Raw genomic sequence first — 22450 nt, forward strand, 5'->3', positions numbered from 1 at the left:
CCACATGCCCTATGAATACCAGACCGATGGCGCGGCCATTTACCTGCAATCCTTCGCCACCATCCGGGCCGAGGCGAACCTCTCCCGGTTCGATGCGGACGAAGAACAGGTGGCCGTGCGCATGATCCATGCGGCGGGCCTGGTCGGGCTTGAGGAAAACGTGCACTTTTCGCCCGGTTTTGTACAGATTGCCCGCACGGCATTGGAAAACGGCGCCCCCGTCCTGTGCGACGCGCGTATGGTCAGCGAGGGGATCACCCGGCACCGCATGCCTGCGGACAACGCTGTGATCTGCACCCTGCATGACGAGGGCGTGCGCGAGCTGGCGACCAAGATGGGCAACACCCGCTCTGCCGCTGCCCTCGAACTCTGGCGCCCCCACCTCGGAGGTGCGGTTGTCGCCATCGGGAACGCACCGACAGCACTGTTCCACCTGCTTAACATGCTCGAAGACCCCGACTGCCCCCGCCCCGCCGCCATCATCGGCTGCCCCGTCGGCTTTGTCGGCGCGGTCGAAAGCAAGGACGCCCTCTGGGCCGACCAGCCCGTGCCCTGCTGCATCGTGCAAGGCCGCCTTGGCGGCAGCGCCATCACCGTCGCCGCCGTCAACGCCATCGCGAGCCGGACAGAGTGAGCGCGGGCACGGTATACGGCGTCGGCCTTGGCCCCGGTGACCCCGACCTGCTGAGCGTGCGGGCCGACAGGCTGGTGCGCGGGGCCAAACATGTCGCGTTTTTCCGCAAGGCTGGGCGCGCAGGCCAGGCCCGCCAGATCGTAAACGGCATGCTGGCCGACAGCGCCATCGAATTCCCGATGGAATACCCCGTCACCACCGAAATCCCCCTCAGCGATCCGCGCTATAACGAGGTCCTCAGCAACTTTTACGCCGACTGCACCGACCATGTGCGTGACCTTGCAGAAGCGGGCGAAGACGTGATCGTGCTCTGCGAGGGTGATCCGTTCTTTTACGGGTCATTCATGCATCTCTACACGCGCCTCAAACCCCATGTCCCGGTCGAGGTCGTGCCCGCCATCACCGGCATGTCCGGCGCGTGGACGGCCACGGGGGCGCCGATCACATGGGGCGATGACATCCTGACCGTGCTGATGGGCACGCTGGATGAGGACACGCTGGCCGCCCGCATGAAAGACGCCGACGCGCTGGTGGTGATGAAGATCGGGCGCAATATCGACAAGGTCTGCCGCGCCCTGCACGCCGCGGGCAAATACGAAGACGCCTATTTGATCGAGTATGCCACCATGCCCAACCAGCAGGTGCAGAAACTCTGCGAGGCCGAGGGCAAGATCACCCCCTATTTCTCGATCATCGTGGTCCACGGACAGGGCCGCCGCCCATGACGGGTTGGGTGCGGATCGCGGGGCTTGGGCCCGGGGATGATGCGCTCATCACGCCCGAAGTGTCCGATGTGCTGGCCGAGGCCACGGATATCGTCGGCTACATTCCCTACGTCGCGCGCATCGCGGAACGGCCCGGCCTGACCCTGCATGCCAGCGATAACCGCGTCGAAATCGACCGCTCGCGCAATGCTTTGGAAATGGCCAGCGACGGGCGCAAGGTTGTCGTCGTCTCCTCCGGCGATCCCGGCGTGTTCGCCATGGCGGCGGCTGTGTTCGAGGCGGTGGAGGACGGGCCAGAGACATGGCGCAGCCTCGACATCTCGGTCCTGCCCGGTATCACCGCGATGCTCGCCGCCTCAGCCCGCTGCGGCGCGCCGCTGGGCCATGATTTCTGCGCCATCAACCTCTCCGACAACCTCAAACCGTGGGCCCTGATAGAAAAGCGCCTGCGCCTCGCGGCCGAGGGCGATTTTGCCATGGCCTTCTACAACCCCCGGTCCAAATCCCGGCCCGAAGGGTTCGTGCGCACGCTGAAGGTGTTGAAAGAGGCCTGCGGCGACAACCGCCCCGTCATCTTTGCCCGCAACGTCACCCGCCCGGATGAGGACATCCAGATCGTCCCGCTACAGGACACGACCCCCGACATGGCCGACATGCGCACCATGGTCATCGTCGGATCCTCCCGCACACGGATCATCCCACGCGACGGCGCACCCATCGTCTACACGCCAAGGTCGACCCCGGAATGACCCAGCCAGTCCATTACTTGCGCCGCGCCATGCGCCTCTTGCCGCTCCGGCAGGCTGGGCCGGTCGATCATCACGACCGGCAGGCCAAGGCTGCGCGCGGCGGCGATCTTGGCATAGGCCCCGGTGCCGCCTGCGTTCTTCGACACAACCAGATCAATGCGGTGGTCTTGCATCAGCGCACGGTCATCGGCCTCGGTGAACGGTCCACGCGATACCAGCACGTGGTGGTCAGGAAAGGGCGGCGGGTCTTTCGGCGGATCGACAAGGCGCAGCAGGTAGAAATGCTGCGGGTTCGGTGCGAATTCGGACAGATGCATGCGGCCCACGGCCAGCATGATGCGTTTAGCGGGTTGGTTCAGTGCCGCCACAGCACCGGCAATGTCGGGCACATGGGTCCAGTTGTCCCCTGCCTGTGCAGCCCAAGGCGCGCGGGTCAGCGCGACCAGCGGCACATCGGCCTCGGCACAGGCCGCGACCGCATTTCGGCTCATCTGCGCGGCAAAGGGGTGAGTAGCGTCGATCACATGGGTGATCTTCTCGGCCCTCAGATACGCAACGAGGCCCGCGATACCGCCAAAGCCTCCGATCCGCTGTGGCAAGGGCTGGCGCTTGGGCCGCTCGACCCGACCGGCAAAGCTGACAATACCTGCCAAACCGGCCTCGGCGGCAGCATTGGCAAAGGCCGTGGCCTCGGTCGTTCCGGCAAGGATCAGAAGGTTGGCGCGCATGTCTGACCCCTGGTTGACCATCATCGGCATCGGCGAAGACGGAGTTGCCGGGCTGAGCGCCGCAAGTCAAGCCGCACTCACTGAGGCGGAGGTCATCATGGGCCCCCAACGCCACCTCGATCTTGTGGTAAACACGGCATTAACCACAAGTGTCCCCGCGGGGACAGATCTCATCCCCTGGCCCGTGCCCTTCGCCGACGGCATCGCGATCCTTGCGTCGCTGCGGGGCAAACGGGTGGCCGTGCTGGCCTCGGGCGATCCGTTCTGGTTTGGCGCAGGCTCTGTCATTGCGCGCAGCTTTGGGCCAGGCGAATGGAGCGCGCTGCCCGGCCCCTCCTGCTTTTCTCTTGCAACGGCCCATCTCGGCTGGCCGATCGAGGACACTACCTGCCTTGCCCTGCACGCCGCCCCCATTGCGCGGCTGCGTGCCCACCTCGCCCCCGGCGCGCGGCTGATCACCACCCTGCGCGACGGCGCGGCGGTGCATGACCTGACCGCCTATCTGATCGCGCAAGGGTTCGGCGACAGCATGGTCACCGTTCTAGAACATCTCGGCGGCCCGCAAGAGCGGATCACGACCGCAGAGGCGAACGCCCACAGCGGCGCCTTTGACCATCCCGTCTGCGCCGCCCTTCACATCGCAGGCGACGGCCCTGTCCTCAGCGCCGCCTCTGGGCAGTCGGACGACACATTCGCCAGCGATGGGCAGATCACAAAACGCCCCATCCGCGCCATCACCCTGTCCACCCTCGCCCCCAAACCGGGCGAGCACCTGTGGGACGTGGGCGGGGGTTCCGGCTCCATCGCACTGGAATGGCTGTTGGCGCATCCCACCACCCGTGCCACCTGTATCGAGCCGCGCGCCGACCGTGCCGCGCGCATCCAATCCAACGCTGCCGCTTTGGGCGTCGAACACCGCGTGACCGTGATCGAAGGGGCCGCGCCCGACGCCCTGACGGGCCTGAAAATCCCCGACGCCATCTTTGTCGGCGGGGGCCTGAGCGACCCCGTTCTGACAGCCGTCACCGCCATCAACGCCCGCATCGTCGTGAACGCGGTCACGCTGGAGGGCGAGGCGCTACTGACCAAATTCTACGCCCAAATGGGGGGCGAGTTGATGCGTATCGCCCTGTCACAGGCCACCCCCCTTGGCCCCAAACGCGGCTGGACATCGGCCTATCCGGTTGTGCAATGGAGCCTCGCGCGATGATTGTTGCAGGCTTCGGCTTCACCACTGCCGCCAGTGCGGACAGCCTCACAAACGCGCTGGCCAAGACGGGCCATGCCGACCAGATCACGATGCTGGCCACCCCAGCAGACAAGGCCATGGCCGAGTGCATCCTGGCCCTGTCCAAAGACCACCGCCTCTTGATCAAGGCGATCTACCCGAGCAAATTGCAAGCCGCCCAGACCCAAACACACTCCGCCATCAGCCGCCTGCTGCGCCGCACCGGATCGGTGGCCGAAGCCGCCGCATTGGCCGCCGCAGGCCCCGGCGCCAAACTGATCGCGCCCCGCCACATCTCAGACGACCGCATGGCCACCTGCGCCATAGCACAAGGACCAGACACATGACCGTTCACTTCATCGGCGCAGGCCCCGGCGCGCCCGACCTGCTGACATTGCGCGGGCGCGACCTGATCGCCGCCTGCCCCGTCTGCCTCTATGCAGGCTCTCTGGTTCCCGAGGCGATCCTGGGCCACTGCCCACCCGATGCGCGGGTCGTGAACACGGCCGCCATGGACCTTGACGACATCATGGCCGAAATCACCGCCGCCCATGCCAAGGGGCACGACATCGCGCGCCTGCATTCGGGCGACCCGTCGGTCTGGTCTGCCATGGGTGAGCAGTTGCGCCGCCTCAAGCGCGAAAGCATCCCCTTTACCGTCACACCGGGCGTGCCGTCCTTTTCCGCCGCTGCGGCTGCCCTTGGCGCGGAACTGACCTTGCCGGGCATCGCCCAATCCGTGGTGCTGACCCGCACACCCGGACGCGCCTCTTCCATGCCCTCGTGCGAGACGCTGGCGAACTTTGCCGCCACGGGGGCCACGCTGGCCATCCACCTGAGCATCGGAAATTTGGACCAGGTGATCGCCGACCTGTCCCCCGCCTATGGGGCCGACTGCCCCGTCGCCGTGGTCTACCGCGCCAGCTGGCCCGATCAGCAGATCATTCACGCCACGCTCGACACGCTCAAGGACGCCATGCACGACGGCATCAGCCGCACCGCGCTGATCCTTGTCGGGCGCGCCATAGGGGCCGAGCATTTCGACGAAAGCTGCCTCTATTCAACGGATTACGACCGCCGTTACCGTCCCCAAACTGCAGACAGCCCCTGGGCAAGCTGGAGCCACGGCGATGATTAACCCCCCCGGCCTCCTCATCTCTGCCCCCGCCTCCGGAACAGGCAAGACCACGGTCATGCTAGGCCTTTTGCGCGCGCTGCGCGATGACGGGCTGGTGGTGCAGCCCTACAAATCCGGGCCCGACTACATCGACCCGGCCTTCCATCTGGCAGCTGCGGGCCGCCCCTCGTTCAACTTTGACACATGGGCGATGGATGGCGACCTGCTGGGCGGGATCGCGGCGCAACGCGACGGGGCCGACATCTGCGTGGCCGAAGGGTCCATGGGCCTGTTCGACGGGGTCGCAACACGCGGGCAGACGGGGTTCGGCTCCAGCGCGGAAACGGCGCAGAAAATGGGCTGGCCCGTCGTGCTGGTCATCGATGTGGGCGGACAGGCGCAATCGGCGGCGGCCACGGCACTGGGGTTCAAGTCTTACAACCCCGATCTGCCCTTTGCGGGCGTCATCCTGAACCGGGTGGCCAGCCCACGGCACGAGCGGCTCACACGGGTCGGCATGGACCAGGCGGGCATCAAGGTGCTCGGCTGCCTGCCCCGGCGCGGTGACCTGAAACTGCCCGAGCGGCATCTAGGCCTGATCCAGGCGGTCGAGCATACCGATCTGGAAGCGGCGATTGCGGGCTATGCCGCGTTCCTGCGCGAAAACGTCGATCTGGATGCACTGAAAGAGGCCGCGCGCGCAGGCGCACCCATGGCCGCGCACCCGCTGCCTACACCACCCGCCCAACGCATCGCGCTTGCCCGCGACGCGGCCTTTTCCTTTACCTATCCGCACCTTCTGACCGGCTGGCGGGCGGCGGGGGCGGACATCCTGCCCTTCTCGCCGCTGGCCGATGTGGCCCCATCGCCGGATGCCGATCTGGTCTGGTTGCCCGGCGGCTACCCCGAACTCCATGCGGGCGCATTGGCGGCAGCAACAACGTTCAAGACCGGTCTGCGCAAACACGCAGCCACCAAGCCAGTCCATGGCGAGTGCGGCGGCTATATGGCCCTGGGCGCAGGCCTGACGGACAAGGACGGGGTGCGTCACGAAATGGCGGGTCTGTTGGGCCTCGAAACCTCGTACGAAAAGCGCAAGTTCAACCTGGGTTACCGCCGGGCCGTACTTGCGCATCCGATGCCGGGCTTCGACTCAGGTGCCGCGCTGCGCGGGCACGAATTCCACTACTCCTCGATCCTCGCCCAACCGGACGCACCGCTGGCCGACGTGTTCGATGCGGACGGCAACCCGGCAGCCCAAAGCGGGTCGTGGCGCGGCAACGTGACGGGCACGTTCTTCCACCTCATCACCGGAGAGGTGGCATGACCGGTTTCGTCAGCTTTGTCGGCTCGGGCCCCGGCGATCCGGAACTGTTGACGCTGAAGGCGGTGGACCGGCTCAAGCGGGCGGATGCGGTACTGTTTGACGATCTGTCAGCGGGGCCAATCCTGACCCATGCGCGCAGCGGCGCAGACCTGGTGGGCGTGGGCAAACGCGCAGGCCGCCCATCGCCCAAACAGCACCATGTCAGCCAGTTGCTTGTGGATTATGCGCAAGAAGATCAACGGGTTGTGCGCCTGAAGTCCGGCGACGGCGGCACCTTTGGGCGGCTCGAGGAAGAGGTCGATGCGCTGAAAGCGGCGGGCATTTCTTACGAAATCATCCCGGGCGTCCCCTCGGCCTGCGCGGCGGCGGCGGCTGCAGGCATCCCGCTGACCCGACGCCTCACAGCGCGGCGGGTGCAATTCGTGACAGGTCATGACGTGCGCGGCGCCCTGCCCGAAGATCTGAACATGGCCGCCCTCGCCGATCCGCAGGCCACAACGGTCGTGTTCATGGGGCAGCGCACCTTTCCCGACATGGCCGCGATGCTGATTGAGGGCGGCCTGCCCCCCGACACGCCCGCGATGCTTGCCGAAGGGGTCAGCACACCGGCACAGGCCCTGCACCGGATGAGCATCGCAGACCTTGCCGCGAAACTTGCCGACTCCGTCAGTGATGCGCCCGCCCTGATCCTTTACGGTGCGCTGGCCGAGGGGTGACGCATGCATATTTGCCAGAACAATGAAGCACTGGCGCCCCGCTGACCTTCATTGTTCTTCAAATATGCAAAAACACATCCGCGCAAAGATCGCCCGTCGCGGTTCATCTGGCCTGTCAAATGCCGCATCCAGACTTGTCCGCCCGCAAAATCGGTGTAAACGTAACTGGACGATGGTGGCCCCGAGAGGGGTCTGAAAAGGGAACCGGGCGCAAATCCCGGACTGCCCCCGCAACTGTGACCGGAGAGCGGCCCGGCAATTACCACTGGCCTCATCAAGGCTGGGAAGGTTCGGCCCCGCAGCGACCCGCAAGTCAGGAGACCTGCCATCGCGAGTGAAACACGCCGGAGATCCGGCCAAAATGCCGCCGGGCGGGTGGCGAGGAGAGAAGAGACATGCATATCGAACCGGGCGTCGTGGATGGCGCGAAAATGGCCTTTGCTTACGGCACGGCCGCTGCTGCGGCGGGCTATTCGCTGAAACTGGCGGCGAATGATCTGAAATTCGCCAACATCCCGGCCTTTGCCGTGCGTGCCGTGCTGGCGACCCTTGGCACATTCGTGTTTTTCGAGGTCATGCCGCACTTCTCCGCCGGTATTTCCGAAGTGCACTTCATCCTCGGCACCACGCTTTTTCTGCTTCTGGGCGCGGGGGCTGCTGCCTTTGGACTGACCATGGGTCTGCTGCTTCAGGGCACGTTCTTTGCCCCGACCGATCTGCCCATGTTCGCCGTCAACATGACCACGCTGCTGTTCCCGCTGTTTGCGCTGCATGCGCTGGCCAAGCGGATCGTGCCGGATGCGCGTGCCTATGTGGACCTCGACTTTGCCCAGGTGCTGAAAATGTCCGCCGTCTACCAGGGGGGCATCATCGCCTGGGTCGCGTTCTGGGCCATCTATGGCCAGGGTGTCGGTGCGGAAAACATGCAGTCGGTGCTGGCCTTTGGCGGCGCTTACATGCTGGTCATCCTGATCGAGCCTGTCGCTGACCTGGCCGTGCTGGCCGCAGCCAAGGGCCTGCGCCGCTGGAAGGACAGCGACTTGTTCTCGCACCGTCTGTTCAACGCAGCCTGAGCGACATCGCATATCGACCCAAAGGGCTGCGCCACCGCGCGGCCCTTTTTCGTCAGAGGGCCCCATGATCCACCTGCACCTGATCGGCATCGGCACCGGCAACCCCGCGCACCTGACAGGTGAGGCGATTGCCGCGATCAAGGGGGCCGACCTGTTCCTGGTGCCCCACAAGGGGGCAGGCAAGTCAGACCTTGCAGATCTGCGCACGCAGATCATCGACACCGTGCGCGACGATGCACGCGTGGCCCTGTTCGACATGCCCGTGCGGGATGACAGCCTGCCTTATCTTGAACGGGTCGATGCCTGGCATGATGAGATCGCAGGCATCTGGGCGGCCACCATCGCGCAGCATCCCGAGGCACGACAGGTGGCGCTGCTGGTTTGGGGCGACCCGTCGCTTTATGACAGCACCTTGCGCATCGCTGCGCGCCTTGATCCTGCGCCGCGCCTGAGCGTCGTGGCGGGCATCACCTCCGTGCAGGCCCTGACTGCCGCCCATGCCATCCCGCTCAACACGCTGAACGCGCCCGTGACCATCTCGACCGGGCGGCGCCTGCGCGATCACGGCTGGCCTCTGGGATGCGAGACGCTGGTGGTCATGCTGGATGGCGACTGCACCTTTCGGGCGCTGGAGGGGGAGGCCTATGATATCTGGTGGGGCGCCTATCTGGGCATGCCCGAACAGATCCTCGCCTCTGGCCGGCTGTCAGAGGTCAGCGACCAAATCGTGGAACAGCGCGCCCGTGCCCGCGCGGCCCATGGCTGGATCATGGACACCTACCTGTTGCGGCGCATCGCGCGCTAGCATCCGCCTAAAAAACAGGCAGCGTGCGGACCCGCTCAGCGCCGTTTGAACGCAAGGCTGGCCCTTGGGCGCGCAGAATGCTCATATCAGCGCACCTGCTGCTGCCCTGGACGTCATGACTGCACATCTGCCCCTGACCACATTGCTGCCCGCGCAACCGCGTGCCATCGGCTCTGTTCGTGTGTCGACCAAGGCGCAGGGCACGCGCAGTGTCATTGACGGGCTTTACCAGAAGGGCGCGGCCAAGATCGTGTTTCCGCGCGCCGATATCGGGATGACGGGCGTGTTGCTGAACACCTCGGGCGGCGTTACGGGTGGCGATCGGTTCGACTACCGCGCCGAGGCCGGTCCGGGCACTCACCTGACCCTCACCACGCAAGCCTGCGAACGCGCCTATCGCGCGCAACCGGGTGAGGTGGGGCGGGTGTCGACCACGCTGTCGGTCGCCGAGGGTGCAACGCTGTGGTGGCTGCCGCAGGAAACGCTGATCTTTGATGGCTGCGCGCTGACCCGCAGTCTGACCTGCGATGTCGCGGACACGGCGCGCGCGCTGATCGTGGAGCCGATGTGCCTGGGCCGCATCGCCATGGGTGAGCGCGAGGTCACGGGCCATATGTCGGACCGGATCACCCTTACCCGCAACGGCGCGCCGCTGGTGCAGGATGCCTGGGCGCTGAGCGGTGACATGACGGCGCAGATGGGCCGTGCCGCGATCGGCGGCGGGGCCACGTCCATGGTCAGCCTGACCCTTGTTGATCCCGACGCCGAGGCGCATCTGGCCCCCATCCGCGCGTTGTTGCCTGACGCAGGCGGGGCAAGCCTGCTGGCACAGGACGTGCTGGTGCTGCGCCTGCTCGCCCCATCCGGCTATGGCTTGCGCCAACACCTTTTGCCCATTCTCGACCACCTGACAAACAGCCACCTGCCGCTGTGCTGGAGACTTTGACCCATGCAACTCACGCCCCGTGAAAAAGACAAATTGCTGATCTCGCTCGCCGCGGAGGTGGCGCGCAAGCGCCTTGCGCGGGGGTCAAGCTGAACCACCCAGAGGCGATTGCGCTGATCACCGACGCCGTGGTCGAAGGTGCGCGTGACGGCCATTCGGTGGCCCATATGATGGAGGCCGGTGCCCAGGTCATCACCCGCGATCAATGCATGGAGGGCGTGCCCGAGATGATCCACGACGTGCAGGTCGAGGCCACCTTTCCCGACGGGACCAAACTGGTCACCGTCCACAATCCCATCCGTTGAACATGCATATTTTTGGAACAATGAAGCAGGAGGGTGCGCAATGATCCCCGGAGAAATCATCACCGCCCCCGGCGACATCGAGTTGAACACCAACGCGACGGCGATCACGCTGCATGTGGCCAATACCGGCGACCGCCCTGTGCAGGTGGGCAGCCACTATCATTTCGGCGAAGCGAATAGCGCGCTGGACTTTGATCGCGACGCCGCGCGCGGCATGCGTCTGGACATCGCCGCCGGCACTGCCGTGCGGTTCGAGCCGGGACAGGAACGCGACGTGCAACTGATTCCCATGGGCGGCGCACGCCGCGTCTATGGGTTTAACCAGCAGGTGATGGGCGACCTTTGAGCAGGACAAACCGTCAACGGAGGAACTGACAATGTGTGATGCATGCGTGATGAACGCGGTGAAAGAGCGGATGCTCTCGCGCCGGGACTTTTTCAGGACAACAGCCGCGGTGGGCGCTGCGGCAACCGTGGGGATGACAGCCGCCCCGGCGGCGATGGCGGCAGGGCATGGCGGGGTCGTGGACATGACGCACAAGCTCAGCCCTGATTTCCCGACCTTCTTTGGCGTGCCCGGCATCTCGATGGAACAGCAGTTCAACTTTGCCGAACACGGGTTCAACCTGTTCAACCTTTCGATCAACGAACATACGGCCACCCATATCGACGCGCCGCTGCATTTTTCAGCCGATGGAACCTCGGTTGATGAGATCCCGGTCAGCGATCTGGTGATCCCGCTTTGTGTCGTGGATATCGCCGCGCGCGCGGCAGAGGATGCGGATGCGCAGGTGACGCCGGATGACCTGAAGGCGTGGATCGCCGCGAACGGAGAGATCCCGGACAAGGCCTGCATCGCCATGCATTCCGGCTGGGCGGCAAAATCCGGCGATGCGGGGGCCTATGTGGGCACGGACGCGGGGGACGTGAAACACTTCCCCGGCTTCCATATCGAGGCGACCCAGATGCTGCTGGAAGAGACCACCGCCGCCGCCATGGCCGTGGACACGCTGTCGCTGGATCACGGCCCCTCGCCCGATTTCGCCACGCATTACGCGTGGTTGCCTGCTGGACGTTACGGGATCGAGAACCTCGCCGGGCTTGATCAGGTGCCCGCATCCGGGGCCACGCTCGTCGTCGGCGCGCCCACCCATCCGGGCGGCACGGGCGGCCCGGCCCGCATCTTCGCGATGGTCTGATGGTGCGCATCTTGCCAATAAACACTGCGGTCAGCATGCCTGTGCTGGCCGTCGTCTGCGCTGTCGCGGTCCTTTGGCCACTGAGCGCACAAGCGCAGACACTCGATTGCACCAACCCCACGACGCAAGTGGAAATGACGGGCTGCGCCGCGCGCGCCTTTGAGGCCGCTGATGGCGATCTGAACCTCGCCTATGGCATTGCGATGGATCAGGCACGACGTCTTGACAGCTATAATGCCCAAGAGCCCTCGAACGAGGCACTGATGCGCGACGCGCAGCGCAAGTGGATCCCGTTTCGTGATGCCGCCTGTTCGGCTGAGTCCACGCTCGCCCGCGGCGGTTCCATGCAAAGCCAACTGTTTTTGATCTGTATGGAGCGTTTGACCCGCGCCCGTACAGAAGACCTGCGCCTTTACGGCGAAGTGAACTGACCGACAAGGATCACCTCATGCCCACATCCATCTCCCGCCGCGACTATGCTGCCATGTTCGGCCCCACCGTGGGCGACAAGGTGCGCCTGGCCGACACCGAACTGTTTGTCGAGGTCGAGCGTGACATGACCGCCGAAGCCGCAGGCCAGGCCTCGACCGGGGGAGTGGTGACAACGCCATGCTCTATGGCGAAGAGGTCAAGTTTGGCGGCGGCAAGGTGATCCGTGACGGCATGGGGCAAAGCCAGGTCACGCGGGCCGAGGGCGCGGTCGATACCGTCATCACCAACGCGCTGATTGTGGACTGGACGGGCATCTACAAGGCCGATGTGGGCCTGAAGGATGGGCGCATCGCCGCCGTGGGCAAGGCGGGCAACCCTGACACGCAACCGGGTGTGAACATCATCATCGGCCCCGGCACCGAGGCCATCGCGGGCGAGGGGCGTATTCTGACCGCTGGCGGGTTTGACAGCCACATCCATTTCATCTGCCCGCAACAGATCGAGGATGCGCTACATTCCGGCCTCACCACGATGCTGGGCGGCGGTACGGGCCCTGCGCACGGGACGCTCGCCACCACCGTGACGCCGGGGCCGTGGCACCTGGGGCGGATGTTGCAGGCGGCGGATGCGTTTCCCATGAACCTCGCCTTTGCGGGCAAAGGCAACGCGTCCTTGCCGGCCGCTTTGGAAGAGCAGGTCAAGGCGGGCGCTTGTGCGATGAAACTGCACGAGGATTGGGGCACCACGCCCGGTGCCATCGACTGCTGCCTGTCGGTAGCCGACGACATGGACGTGCAGGTGATGATCCACACCGACACGCTGAACGAATCCGGCTTTGTCGAGAACACCGTCGCCGCGATGAAGGGGCGGACCATCCACGCTTTCCACACCGAGGGCGCAGGCGGCGGGCATGCGCCGGACATCATAAAGATCTGCGGGGAAGAGCATGTGCTGCCCTCTTCCACCAACCCCACGCGGCCCTTTACGGTGAACACGCTCGAAGAGCACCTCGACATGCTCATGGTCTGCCACCACCTCGACAAGTCGATCCCGGAGGATGTGGCCTTTGCTGAGTCCAGAATTCGGCGCGAGACCATCGCCGCAGAGGACATCCTGCACGACATGGGCGCATTTTCGATCATCGCCTCCGACAGCCAGGCCATGGGCCGGGTGGGCGAGGTGCTGATCCGCACCTGGCAAACGGCGGACAAGATGAAGAAACAGCGCGGCGCGCTGTCGGAAGAAACCGGTGACAACGACAACGTGCGCGTGCGCCGCTATATCGCGAAATACACGATCAACCCCGCTATCGCGCACGGGATCGGGCACGAAATCGGGTCGATCAAGGTGGGCAAACGCGCCGACCTTGTGCTGTGGAACCCGGCCTTTTTCGGGGTAAAGCCGGAAATGGTCTTGCTGGGGGGCACCATCGCCTGTGCGCAGATGGGCGACCCCAACGCCTCGATCCCGACGCCGCAGCCGGTCTATTCGCGGCCCATGTTCGGGGCCTTTGGCCGCTCGGTCGAACGCTCTGCTGTCACCTTCGTCTCTGCCGCCGCGCAGGCCGAGGGGGTCGGTGCGTCCCTTGGCCTCGCCAAGGACACGCTGGCCGTGCAGAACACGCGCAACATCGGCAAGAAAGACCTCAAGCTGAACGACGCCACGCCGCATATCGAGGTTCATCCCGAAACCTATGAGGTGCGCGCGGACGGCGAATTGCTGACCTGCGAACCCGCCGAGGTGCTGCCGATGGCGCAGCGCTATTTCCTGTTTTGAAGGAGGTGCCTGTGGCGACTACCGCTCGATCACGTCGAAATCAACGCCGTCCGGCCCCGACCGCGCCGCGAGCGTTCGGCCAGAGGATGGCAGGATGCGCACATAAGTCGTCTCTTTCTGCACCTTGTACCGAGGGTCGCTGCGGATGTGATCCGGCAGGCGACTGGCATCAAAGCGTAGCGCCACTCGCGTCTCGATCCGCACTGCGGCGGTGGGTGCTGCGATCTGCACCATGCCCTGATCCGGCGCGACAAGAGACAACAGCGCGTTGCGCACCTCGGACTCGCGCGTCTTTAACCGGGCCTGCTGGGCGCGCAGATCAATCAGCTCTTCTGCAAGGGTTTCGGCGATCGAGGGGTAATGGTTCATACCCTCATCAGTGGTCACATATGGTGAACATCCGGTTAATGCAGGCTATGCGCCACGGGTATGCCAGCCTTGCGCAAATGGCCCTGCCGGGCGAGGCGTCACAGGCATACATGGGAGGTGAAACACAACCACAGGTGTCCCATGACCTTCCTCAAACGTATCGCTGCGTTTCTGAACCGCATCAGCATTCCGCACGGTGCCCTTGCCCAGACCCAGGCCGTCTATGCGCTGAGCGACGCAGAGCTGAAGGCGCGCGGCATGAAGCGGCGCGACGCGGCCCGGCAGATCATGACCAACAGCGACTGGTCCTGAGCGCGGGGGTGTCCCCATGCTGACGGCGCAACACTACCACGATCACACGCACGGCACCGCTGCCGATCACGTCTCACTGACCTACGAGGACCGCTTTCTGCGGCGCAAGGTGCTGACGCTTGCCTCGGGCGCGCAGCTGCTGGTGGACCTGCCGCAAACGACCTCGCTGGATCACGGCGGCGCGCTGATCACCACGGACAAGGCCGAGGTCAGGATCGAGGCCGCGCCTGAACCACTGCTGGAGGTCACAGGCAAGAGCCTGCACCGCATCGCCTGGCATATCGGCAACCGCCACACCCCCTGCCAGATCGAAGACACACGCCTGCTGATCCAGCGCGACCACGTGATGGCCGATATGCTGGCCAAGATCGGGGCAGAGGTGCGCGAGGTTACCGAGCCCTTCACCCCCGAAGGCGGTGCATATGGCCACGGGCGCACCCATGGGCACGACCACAGCCATTCCCACACATGAGCGCCGCACTGACCCTCATGCAATGGCTTTCGCCCGCCTTTCCGGTGGGCGCGTTTGCCTACAGCCACGGGCTGGAACAGGTGGTCGCCGATGGCACGGTGCATGACGCAGACAGCCTGCATGACTGGCTGGAGGCGCTGATCACGCATGGGTCGGGCCGCGCCGACGCGATCCTGCTGGCCGCCGCCCATGGCGCAGATGATCCGGCATTTGTGGACGCCACCGCGCGTGCCTTTGCCGCTGGCGCGGAACGGCTGAGGGAGACGGACCTGCAAGGGGGCGCATTTTGTGACACCGCCCGCGCGGTCTGGGGGCTGGACATCAACGGCCTCACCTACCCGGTCGCCGTAGGCACCGCTGCGCGCGCGATGGCGATACCCTTGCACGAGGCCCTGCCGCTCTACCTGCACGCCTTTGCCTCCAACCTCGTTTCGGTCGCGCAGCGCGCCCTGCCTCTGGGCCAGACTGATGGGCAAAGAGTTCTGGCACGGCTTGCCCTGACCCTGTCGGCCAGTGCAAAATCGGCGGCAAAGACCCCACTCGACGCCCTGACCTCCACCAGCTTTGCCGCAGACATTGCGGCCATGCGTCACGAAACCCTGCAACCAAGGATCTTTCGCACATGACCCAACTCAACGGCCCCCTGCGCATCGGAATCGGCGGACCTGTCGGCGCGGGCAAGACGACACTCACCGCCGCCTTGGCCGCCGCGCTCAAGGATCAGCACTCGATCGGCGTGATCACCAACGACATCTACACACAGGAAGACGCAGAAGAACTGATGCGCCGTCAAATCCTGCCCCAGGACCGGATCATTGGTGTGGAAACAGGCGGTTGCCCGCACACGGCGATCCGCGAGGATGCCTCGATCAACCTGGCGGCGGTGGCCGAGATGCGCGCGCGCCATCCAGATGTCGAGGCGATCCTGATCGAGAGCGGGGGCGACAACCTGTCGGCCACCTTCTCGCCCGAACTGGCTGACATCACGCTTTATGTCATCGACACGGCTGCGGGCGAGGAAATCCCGCGCAAGGGCGGGCCCGCAATCACCAAATCCGACCTGCTGATCATCAACAAGACCGATCTTGCCCCGCATGTGGGTGCCTCGCTGGAGGTGATGGAGCGGGACGCCAAGCGGATGCGCGGTACGCGCCCCTTTGTCTTTGCCGCGCTGCGCCATGGCAAGGGGGTTGATGACATCATCACCCACATCCGCGCGCTGTCGGGTCTGGGGCTGACCCCGGCCTGAACGCGCAACCCTCAAAGCGGGCGCTTGCGTCGCTCTGATGCAACTCGCTTCGCCCGGGGACATATGAACGGCGGCGCCGTAGTGTTCACTCTTCCTTGACGTAGGAGGAGGACAGCCATGAGCGCGACACGCACCGCCACCCGGGCCGGGGGACGCGCCAGCCGCCGTGCCGCGCGCGCAGCCCCCAATGTCGAGATGCTGCCGGGCCTCACCAACACCCTGCCCTGGTGCGAGATCATGGACGGCGCCCAGGTCGAACGGATCGACGCCGCCTCCATGGATATCTTGGAAAACGTGGGCGTGGTGTTTCGCGACGACATCGCGCTGGCCGACTGGAAAGTTGCCGGCGCGAAGGTCGTGGGCGACACGGTTTACCTCGACCGGGGTCTTGTGCGCGACCTGATTGCGACGATCCCCACCGATTTCACCTACCACGCGCGTGACCCGCTAAAGAACGTCCGGCTTGGCGGGCGGCACAGCATCTTTGTGCCCATGACCGGCGCGCCCTTCCTGCGCGATCTCGAGGACAAGCGGCGCAATCCGACGCTCGATGACCTCGCGATGTTCCACAAACTCAGCCACATGATGCCTGCCTTGCATTCCTCGGCCCATCACATCGTCGAACCCTACGATCATCCGATCAGCCACCGGCATCTGCGCATCACCTACAGTTCGATGAAACACTCGGACAAGACGTTCATGGGCATGACCACCAGCCCCAAGAACGCCGAAGACGTGATGGAGATGTGCGCCATTCTGTTTGGTGATGCGTTTATGGAGGAGCACCCGGTAACCACCGGCAATTGCAACGGAAATTCGCCCCTCGTATGGGATGAAACCATGCTGGGGGCGATGCGCGCCTTCTGTAGACGTAACCAGCCCGTGCTCTGCTCGCCCTTTGTACTCGGCGGGGCCAACACGCCTGCTTCGGTCGCCGCCTCCGTCGCGCAACTCAACGCCGAGGCGCTGAGCGCGCTCGCCTACACGCAAGTCATCCGGCGCGGCTGTCCGGCGATCTACGGGCACTACCTGTCGACCGTGTCGATGAAGTCGGGTGCGCCGATGGCGGGCACGCCCGAGATATCGATGATGAACTTCATGATCGGGCAAATGGCGCGGTTCTATGACGTGCCCTGGCGCACCTCGAACACGCTCGGTGGGGCCAAGACATTTGATGCCCAAGCCGGGTATGAGAGTGCGACGACCCTGTCCTCGGTCATGCATGCGGGGGCCAATTACATCTGGCATTCCGCAGGCTGGAACGAGGCGGGGATGCACTGTTCGGTCGCCAAATTCATCGTGGACGCAGAACAATGCGCGATGGGCTACCGCATGGCCGAAGGGGTGAAATGGGACGATTTCGACGCCGCCCTCGCCGCCGTCCCGGATGTTGGCCCGGGCGGGCACTACCTTGGCCATCAGCACACGCAGGACAACTTTCAGACTGCGTTTTTCATGCCCGAACTCTTCGACAACAACTCCATCGAGCAGTGGCAGGCCGAAGGATCGGTCGAGATCACCGAACGCGCTCTCGCGCACGCCGTTAAGCTGCTGCAAAGCTATGAAGAGCCAAAACTGGACGCGGCCAAAGATGAGGCCCTGCGCGACTACATCGCCCGGCGTGAAAAAGAGATCCCGGCAGCGGATGCGTTGAACCAGGATCACTGACCCTGTGGAGAAACCAGCGGTCTTGTGCAAAAGGCTGTCCAAAGGCCGCATATGCGCAAAGCTGTTAACCTTTCCTTAGGATAAGTTAACAGTCCATGACCGGAAATGGAGACTATTCGGCCCCTGCCCGCCACTCTTTCCAGCGCAGATAAGCATTGGCGCCCCATGTGGCAAAGGGCTGGGGCGGCAGGCGTTTCGGCGCGGCCTCGGCATCAAAATAGTCAGTGATATCAGATTGATGCCCGCAGGCCCGCTCTGCCGCGGCGATCCCCGTCAATGTCCCCCGCGCGGTGCCGAGGCCGTTCTGCACACAGGCGCTGAACAGCCCCGGCGCGACCTCGCGAGAGTGGGCCACACCGTTCAGGCTCAGACACAGATGACCGCCCCAGGCGAATTCCTGATCTACATTGCCAAGCTGCGGAAAACGCGCGCGGAACTTCTGGACGTGCAAACGCGCGGCACGGGTCAGATCACGCGCATGCGGTTTCATACCAGGCCGCACCACGGCCGCCGTGCGCGTGACGATCCGATTGCCCCCTTGAGCGGAGTCGATCCTGCGCATCGTGGTGCCCATCGGATCGGATGGCGTCACCCCCCAACGCGGCGCGCCGCCAAGTGCAGCCACCTGGTCACTGTCCAGTTCCGGCGTCATCGACGCAAAGAGGAACAGTTGCAGCAGCCGCCCCCTGGCGATGCCGAAACTCTCCAGATGTCCGTTCACCGCCGTGATTACCCGACCGGCTGTCACCTGCCCCTTGGGCGTACGTAACAGCCATCCCGTGCCAACAGATGCGAAAGACAGAACCGGCGAGTTTTCATAGACTTGTGCGCTGTGACTGATGCCCTTGGCCAGCCCACGAATGTACCCCGCGGGCTGCAACATCACCGTCCCCGGCGTGTAAAGGCCAGAGCGATAGTGCCGCGATCCGGTCAAATCCTGCATGTCCTGCGCATCGCGCCATTCGCAGGCTTCGCCCAGCGCATCGAGATGTTTGGCATAACTGCGATTGTGGGTATCCCCGGCCTCTGACGCTGCGCCGTTCACCTTGCCTGCACGATCAAAAAAGGCCGCTGGCACGCCGTAGTCCTCGACGGCTGTTCCCGCGAATTCAATGGCTTGGCGGTTCAGCCGGGTCAGGGTTCTGTCATCGCCCGCGCCTGCGTAATCCTCTGATGCCAGATCGTGCGGCAGATCGATCATGAAACCCGAATTGCGCCCCGCTGCCCCTTCGGCAATGCGCCCGGCCTCAAGCACCACAACACGCGCGCCGGGATCAAGTTGAAGCACCCGCCGCGCGGCCGAAAGGCCTGCGAACCCGGCTCCGATCACCGCCACATCGGCTGTGATTTTCTGTTCAAGCAGAGGATATTGCGGCGCGTTTCCGAGAATGCACGCCCAGGCCGCAGGCCCCCGATGCGAGGGCAAGGCCCGCGCGACGTATTTCACTCCACAGCCTCGTCCGCGTCATCGGCCAGGTCCAGCCAGATGGTCTTGAGCTGGGTGTACTGGTCATGCGCGTGCAGCCCATTGTCCCGCCCACCAAAACCCGACATTTTCATTCCGCCAAAGGGGGTTGCGATATCGCCCTCGCCGTAGCTGTTCACCGTCACCGTGCCCGCGCGCAACATCCGCGCACCGCGCAAGGCCCGTTTGGCATGCGCGGTGAAGATCGAGGCGCACAGGCCATAGGCCGTATCATTGGCGACACTGATCGCCTCGTCAAAGCTCGCCACCGGAATGACCGAAAGGATCGGGCCAAAAATTTCCTCTGTTGCCAGCGGGTTATCCGGCGTTGTTTCGATGACCGTAGGCTCCACAAAGGGGCCATTCGCCGTGCCCCCGATCAGGGCGGTCGCACCGTCGAGATAGCTGCACACTTTCGCAAGATGTGCCTCGCTCACCAGTGCGCCCTGGCGCGTTTCTGGGTCAAGCGGATCCCCGACAGGCAAGTGGCGCATGTGGTCCTTGATCCGGTCCAGCAGCGCGTCCTTTACGCCCTGATGCACGATCAACCGCGAAATCGCGGAACAGTTTTCGCCCATGTTCCAGAACGCGCCATTGACGATGTGTTGGGCCATACGGTCCAAATTCTCCGCATCGTCCATCACGATGCAAGGGTTCTTGCCACCCATCTCCAGCACGACTTCTTTGGCATTGGACTCAGCGGCATAGCCAAGGAACTTCATCCCCGTTTGGGTCGATCCGGTAAAGCTGACCATGTCGACATCCATGTGCCGCCCGATGGGCTCACCCACCTCGGGGCCGAGGCCGGTCACGATGTTCAACACTCCGCGCGGCACACCCGCCTCCATCGCCAATTCGCCCATGCGCAGGGCGGTCAGTGATGTTTCCTCCGCCGGTTTCAGTACCACGGAACAGCCCGCCGCCAGGGCCGGGCCGATCTTCCACGCGAGCATCAAGAGCGGGAAGTTCCAGGGCAGCACGAGGCCCACAACACCCACCGGTTCGCGCACCACAAGTGCCATGTGTTCATCCGAGGCGGGTGCAACGGAATCGTAAATTTTATCAATGGCTTCCGCGTGCCATTTGATGCATTGGATCGCTTCCGGGATGTCCACGGTTTCGCAGTCATAGATGGTCTTGCCGCTGTCGATACTCTCCAGCACAGCCAATTCGCGGGCGTCGCGCGTCATCAGCTTGCACAGGCGGATCAGCACATCCTTGCGCGCAGACGGGTGCAGGCGTGACCAGCGGCCATCATCGAACGCTTCGCGCGCCTTGCTTACCGCCACATCCACGTCTTCGGGGCCGCAGGCCGCAATCTGCGCGGTCACGTCTCCCGTCGCCGGGTTCACGCTGTCAAAGGTCTTGCCCGAGATCGCAGGGCGATAGCCGCCGTCGATAAAGGCGGTCGTGGCCGGGATCAGGTCAGCGGCAATGGCGCGATACTCTTGCGTGGTGAGCATGTCTTACCCCTCCTTTTCAATGGTTTGGATCGTGGTCTTCAACACCCGGATCACCTGTTCGAGGCCCCGTTTGTCATCCTTGTTCAGCGCCTTGAGCGGTGGGCGGATCGCCCCGGTGTCGATGCCCTGATGCGTCACCCCATACTTGATGCACTGCACGAACTTGCCCCCCTGTTCCAACACGCGCATCAGCGGCATCATCGCCGACATGATGCGCCGCCCCTTGTCAAAGTCACCCTCGACAACACAGGCGCGCCACAGCGCGATATGTTCCTCTGGCAGAAAGTTCGAGCCACCACAGACCCAGCTTTGCGCGCCCCAGGCAAAGAATTCGAGCGCCTGATCATCCATCCCGCAGGACATCTGGATATGCGGATAGTTGCGCGCCAATAGGTGTACACGGTTGATATCGCCCGAGCTTTCCTTGATCGCGCAGATGTTGCGCGACCGGCCCACCCGGTCGAGGAACTCTTCGCCCATGTTCACCCCCATGCGCCCCGGGTAGTTATAAAGTATCACCGGCAGATCGGCGGCGCGGTCGATGGCCAGGGTGTTCAGCGCATTCTCACGCTCTGTCGGCACCGCATAGGGCGGTGTGGCGATCAGCAGGGCGTCGGCGCCCATATCCTTGCCACCGGAGGCCAGCGCGAGGCTGTCGGCGGGCAACATTGCGCCCGTGCCCATGATCACGGGCACCCGGCCATTCACGATGCGCACTGTGTGGCGCGCCACCTCAAGCCGTTCCGCCACTGTCATGGCATAGTTCTCGCCGGTCGAGCCGCCCGAGATCACACCATATACGCCCGACGCGATCAGCCGCTCCAGAACAGCCTCCAGAGCCCCGAAATCGGGGCTGTAATCCGTGTTGAACGGGGTCACGACGGGGGTGTAAATCCCGCGAAAGGTCATTCTGGGCGTCATGCGCGCTGCTCCCTTGGTGTTGCGCCCAGCGGCACATCCAGCGCACCCGGCATCACGAATTTCTCGATCTCGTTGCGGGAAAGGTGCCAATGCGCGATGGCCAGCTCCCCGGCCTCTGTCGCATTGCGGGCCACAATTGCGTCGATGATCGCCTCGTGCTGATCCCGCGCCAGGGCAATGTTTTCCGCCTGCCCTGCGTCCTCGGGGGCATAGAACGTCATCGAGATGCGGGCATGATCCAGCAGCAACCGGTTGAAACTGGGGCTGAGGTAGAGATTGTCGGCCATGTCCCCCGTCACGCGGTGAAACTGGATGTTGGCCAGCGCGCGCTCTGCCGCGCTGTCCTGGCCCAGCGCAGCACAAAACGCGTCCTGGGCGGCGCGCAAAGCATTGATCTGATCGTCTGTGCGATGCGTGGCCGCCAGTTGCAGAACCGCGCTGTAGATCATGGGGGCGGCGATGAAAAAGGCGCGCAGCGACGTATGCGACATCTCGGATACCTGCGCACCACGGTTCTGGCGCAGGGTCACATAGCCCTCACCCGCAAGCTGGCGCAGCACCTCGCGCATGGGCGTGCGCGACAGTCCATATTCTGCGCCCAGACGCACCTCGTCCAGATCCGCGCCGGGCGTCAGCCGCAGGGTGAGGATGGCAGAGACCAAGGCAGAATAGGCGCTGTGTTTTGGTGACGATTCTGATTGCATACAAAATGTATACAAAAGGAGTGGACCTGCGTCTACAGTACTGGCAAAACAGTAAGGCGCACATTTC

Annotated in this window: 25 protein-coding genes, 2 pseudogenes and 1 riboswitch; of the genes and pseudogenes, 21 read left to right on the plus strand and 6 right to left on the minus strand. The window is 64.3% G+C overall.

The features are described 5' to 3' along the window. Positions 1-4 precede the first annotated feature (4 nt). Genes ACMHLQ_RS06010 through cobJ form a run of 3 tightly spaced genes read left to right on the plus strand, consistent with a single transcriptional unit; the run spans position 5 to position 2108 of the window. Positions 5-634 carry a precorrin-8X methylmutase gene (locus ACMHLQ_RS06010; protein ID WP_415403884.1) on the plus strand — a complete coding sequence of 210 codons (630 nt, stop codon included), beginning with the start codon at positions 5-7 and terminating at the stop codon, positions 632-634. Next, positions 631-1359, plus strand: a complete 729-nt coding sequence (locus tag ACMHLQ_RS06015; RefSeq protein ID WP_415403885.1) for a precorrin-2 C(20)-methyltransferase — start codon at positions 631-633, stop codon at positions 1357-1359. The genes ACMHLQ_RS06010 and ACMHLQ_RS06015 overlap by 4 nt, the downstream gene beginning before the upstream one ends. Then, positions 1356-2108, plus strand: coding sequence for a precorrin-3B C(17)-methyltransferase (cobJ, locus tag ACMHLQ_RS06020; protein WP_415403886.1), 753 nt, complete (start codon positions 1356-1358; stop codon positions 2106-2108). The genes ACMHLQ_RS06015 and cobJ overlap by 4 nt, the downstream gene beginning before the upstream one ends. Here cobJ and ACMHLQ_RS06025 read toward each other — a convergent pair. Continuing rightward, a complete protein-coding gene (locus ACMHLQ_RS06025) occupies positions 2081-2836 on the minus strand; it encodes a cobalt-precorrin-6A reductase (RefSeq protein WP_415403887.1) in 756 nt (251 codons plus the stop codon). The genes cobJ and ACMHLQ_RS06025 overlap by 28 nt on opposite strands. Between ACMHLQ_RS06025 and cbiE the strand changes: the two genes are divergently transcribed. From cbiE to ureC, 13 genes and pseudogenes are all read left to right on the plus strand, one after another. Further along, a complete protein-coding gene (gene cbiE / locus ACMHLQ_RS06030) occupies positions 2835-4046 on the plus strand; it encodes a precorrin-6y C5,15-methyltransferase (decarboxylating) subunit CbiE (protein WP_415403888.1) in 1212 nt (403 codons plus the stop codon). The genes ACMHLQ_RS06025 and cbiE overlap by 2 nt on opposite strands. After that, entirely contained in the window at positions 4043-4411 is a 369-nt protein-coding gene (locus ACMHLQ_RS06035; protein WP_415403889.1) for a cobalamin biosynthesis protein, read from the plus strand. Before cbiE ends, ACMHLQ_RS06035 begins: the two co-directional genes overlap by 4 nt. Next, positions 4408-5202, plus strand: a complete 795-nt coding sequence (cobM, locus tag ACMHLQ_RS06040; RefSeq protein ID WP_415403890.1) for a precorrin-4 C(11)-methyltransferase — start codon at positions 4408-4410, stop codon at positions 5200-5202. Before ACMHLQ_RS06035 ends, cobM begins: the two co-directional genes overlap by 4 nt. Beyond that, positions 5195-6508: a cobyrinate a,c-diamide synthase gene (locus ACMHLQ_RS06045; protein ID WP_415403891.1), complete on the plus strand. Its 1314-nt coding sequence runs from the start codon at positions 5195-5197 to the stop codon at positions 6506-6508. Before cobM ends, ACMHLQ_RS06045 begins: the two co-directional genes overlap by 8 nt. After that, entirely contained in the window at positions 6505-7224 is a 720-nt protein-coding gene (gene cobA, locus ACMHLQ_RS06050; RefSeq protein ID WP_415403892.1) for a uroporphyrinogen-III C-methyltransferase, read from the plus strand. The genes ACMHLQ_RS06045 and cobA overlap by 4 nt, the downstream gene beginning before the upstream one ends. A 156-nt stretch (positions 7225-7380) precedes the next feature. Then, positions 7381-7569: riboswitch (cobalamin riboswitch) on the plus strand. Positions 7570-7619: 50 nt separating this feature from the next. Further along, positions 7620-8297, plus strand: coding sequence for an energy-coupling factor ABC transporter permease (locus tag ACMHLQ_RS06055; RefSeq protein WP_415403893.1), 678 nt, complete (start codon positions 7620-7622; stop codon positions 8295-8297). Positions 8298-8361: 64 nt separating this feature from the next. Continuing rightward, on the plus strand, positions 8362-9102 hold the full coding sequence (cobF, locus tag ACMHLQ_RS06060) for a precorrin-6A synthase (deacetylating) (protein ID WP_415403894.1): 741 nt from the start codon (positions 8362-8364) through the stop codon (positions 9100-9102). Positions 9103-9217: 115 nt separating this feature from the next. Beyond that, a complete protein-coding gene (locus tag ACMHLQ_RS06065) occupies positions 9218-10048 on the plus strand; it encodes an urease accessory protein UreD (RefSeq protein WP_415403895.1) in 831 nt (276 codons plus the stop codon). A gap of 3 nt (positions 10049-10051) precedes the next feature. Then, positions 10052-10353: pseudogene (locus ACMHLQ_RS06070) on the plus strand (urease subunit gamma). 40 nt (positions 10354-10393) lie between these two features. Beyond that, positions 10394-10699, plus strand: coding sequence for an urease subunit beta (locus ACMHLQ_RS06075; protein ID WP_415403896.1), 306 nt, complete (start codon positions 10394-10396; stop codon positions 10697-10699). Between the two features lie 31 nt (positions 10700-10730). Next, positions 10731-11552, plus strand: a complete 822-nt coding sequence (locus ACMHLQ_RS06080) for a cyclase family protein (protein ID WP_415403897.1) — start codon at positions 10731-10733, stop codon at positions 11550-11552. A 35-nt stretch (positions 11553-11587) separates the two neighbouring features. Beyond that, positions 11588-11983, plus strand: a complete 396-nt coding sequence (locus ACMHLQ_RS06085) for a lysozyme inhibitor LprI family protein (RefSeq protein ID WP_415403898.1) — start codon at positions 11588-11590, stop codon at positions 11981-11983. A 17-nt stretch (positions 11984-12000) separates the two neighbouring features. After that, a pseudogene (ureC, locus tag ACMHLQ_RS06090) lies at positions 12001-13760 on the plus strand (urease subunit alpha). 18 nt (positions 13761-13778) lie between these two features. On the opposite strand, the gene ACMHLQ_RS06095 reads toward ureC, so the two are convergent. Continuing rightward, the gene (locus tag ACMHLQ_RS06095; protein ID WP_415403899.1) at positions 13779-14129 is read right to left on the minus strand and encodes a hypothetical protein; all 351 of its coding nucleotides are present in this window, start codon (positions 14127-14129) and stop codon (positions 13779-13781) included. Between the two features lie 141 nt (positions 14130-14270). On the opposite strand from ACMHLQ_RS06095, the gene ACMHLQ_RS06100 reads away from it, so the two are divergent. The 5 genes from ACMHLQ_RS06100 (at position 14271) to ACMHLQ_RS06120 (ending at position 17830) form a co-directional block, all read left to right on the plus strand. Then, entirely contained in the window at positions 14271-14441 is a 171-nt protein-coding gene (locus tag ACMHLQ_RS06100) for a hypothetical protein (RefSeq protein WP_415403900.1), read from the plus strand. Between the two features lie 16 nt (positions 14442-14457). Continuing rightward, entirely contained in the window at positions 14458-14913 is a 456-nt protein-coding gene (gene ureE / locus ACMHLQ_RS06105; protein ID WP_415403901.1) for an urease accessory protein UreE, read from the plus strand. Next, the gene (locus ACMHLQ_RS06110; protein WP_415403902.1) at positions 14910-15539 is read left to right on the plus strand and encodes an urease accessory protein UreF; all 630 of its coding nucleotides are present in this window, start codon (positions 14910-14912) and stop codon (positions 15537-15539) included. Before ureE ends, ACMHLQ_RS06110 begins: the two co-directional genes overlap by 4 nt. Next, a complete protein-coding gene (gene ureG, locus ACMHLQ_RS06115) occupies positions 15536-16162 on the plus strand; it encodes an urease accessory protein UreG (RefSeq protein WP_415403903.1) in 627 nt (208 codons plus the stop codon). Before ACMHLQ_RS06110 ends, ureG begins: the two co-directional genes overlap by 4 nt. A 117-nt stretch (positions 16163-16279) precedes the next feature. Beyond that, the gene (locus tag ACMHLQ_RS06120; protein ID WP_415403904.1) at positions 16280-17830 is read left to right on the plus strand and encodes a trimethylamine methyltransferase family protein; all 1551 of its coding nucleotides are present in this window, start codon (positions 16280-16282) and stop codon (positions 17828-17830) included. A gap of 112 nt (positions 17831-17942) precedes the next feature. Here ACMHLQ_RS06120 and ACMHLQ_RS06125 read toward each other — a convergent pair whose 3' ends face one another. The 4 genes from ACMHLQ_RS06125 to ACMHLQ_RS06140 are packed head-to-tail and all read right to left on the minus strand — an operon-like array spanning position 17943 to position 22383. Beyond that, positions 17943-19277, minus strand: coding sequence for an NAD(P)/FAD-dependent oxidoreductase (locus ACMHLQ_RS06125; RefSeq protein WP_415403905.1), 1335 nt, complete (start codon positions 19275-19277; stop codon positions 17943-17945). Beyond that, entirely contained in the window at positions 19274-20758 is a 1485-nt protein-coding gene (locus tag ACMHLQ_RS06130) for an aldehyde dehydrogenase (protein WP_415403906.1), read from the minus strand. Before ACMHLQ_RS06130 ends, ACMHLQ_RS06125 begins: the two co-directional genes overlap by 4 nt. Before the next feature lie 3 nt (positions 20759-20761). Further along, positions 20762-21679, minus strand: a complete 918-nt coding sequence (locus ACMHLQ_RS06135) for a dihydrodipicolinate synthase family protein (protein ID WP_415403907.1) — start codon at positions 21677-21679, stop codon at positions 20762-20764. Then, a complete protein-coding gene (locus tag ACMHLQ_RS06140; RefSeq protein WP_415403908.1) occupies positions 21676-22383 on the minus strand; it encodes a GntR family transcriptional regulator in 708 nt (235 codons plus the stop codon). The genes ACMHLQ_RS06135 and ACMHLQ_RS06140 overlap by 4 nt, the downstream gene beginning before the upstream one ends. Between the last annotated feature and the right edge of the window lie 67 nt (positions 22384-22450).

Source organism: Tateyamaria algicola (genome assembly GCF_047715485.1).
Taxonomy (GTDB): Bacteria; Pseudomonadota; Alphaproteobacteria; order Rhodobacterales; family Rhodobacteraceae; genus Tateyamaria.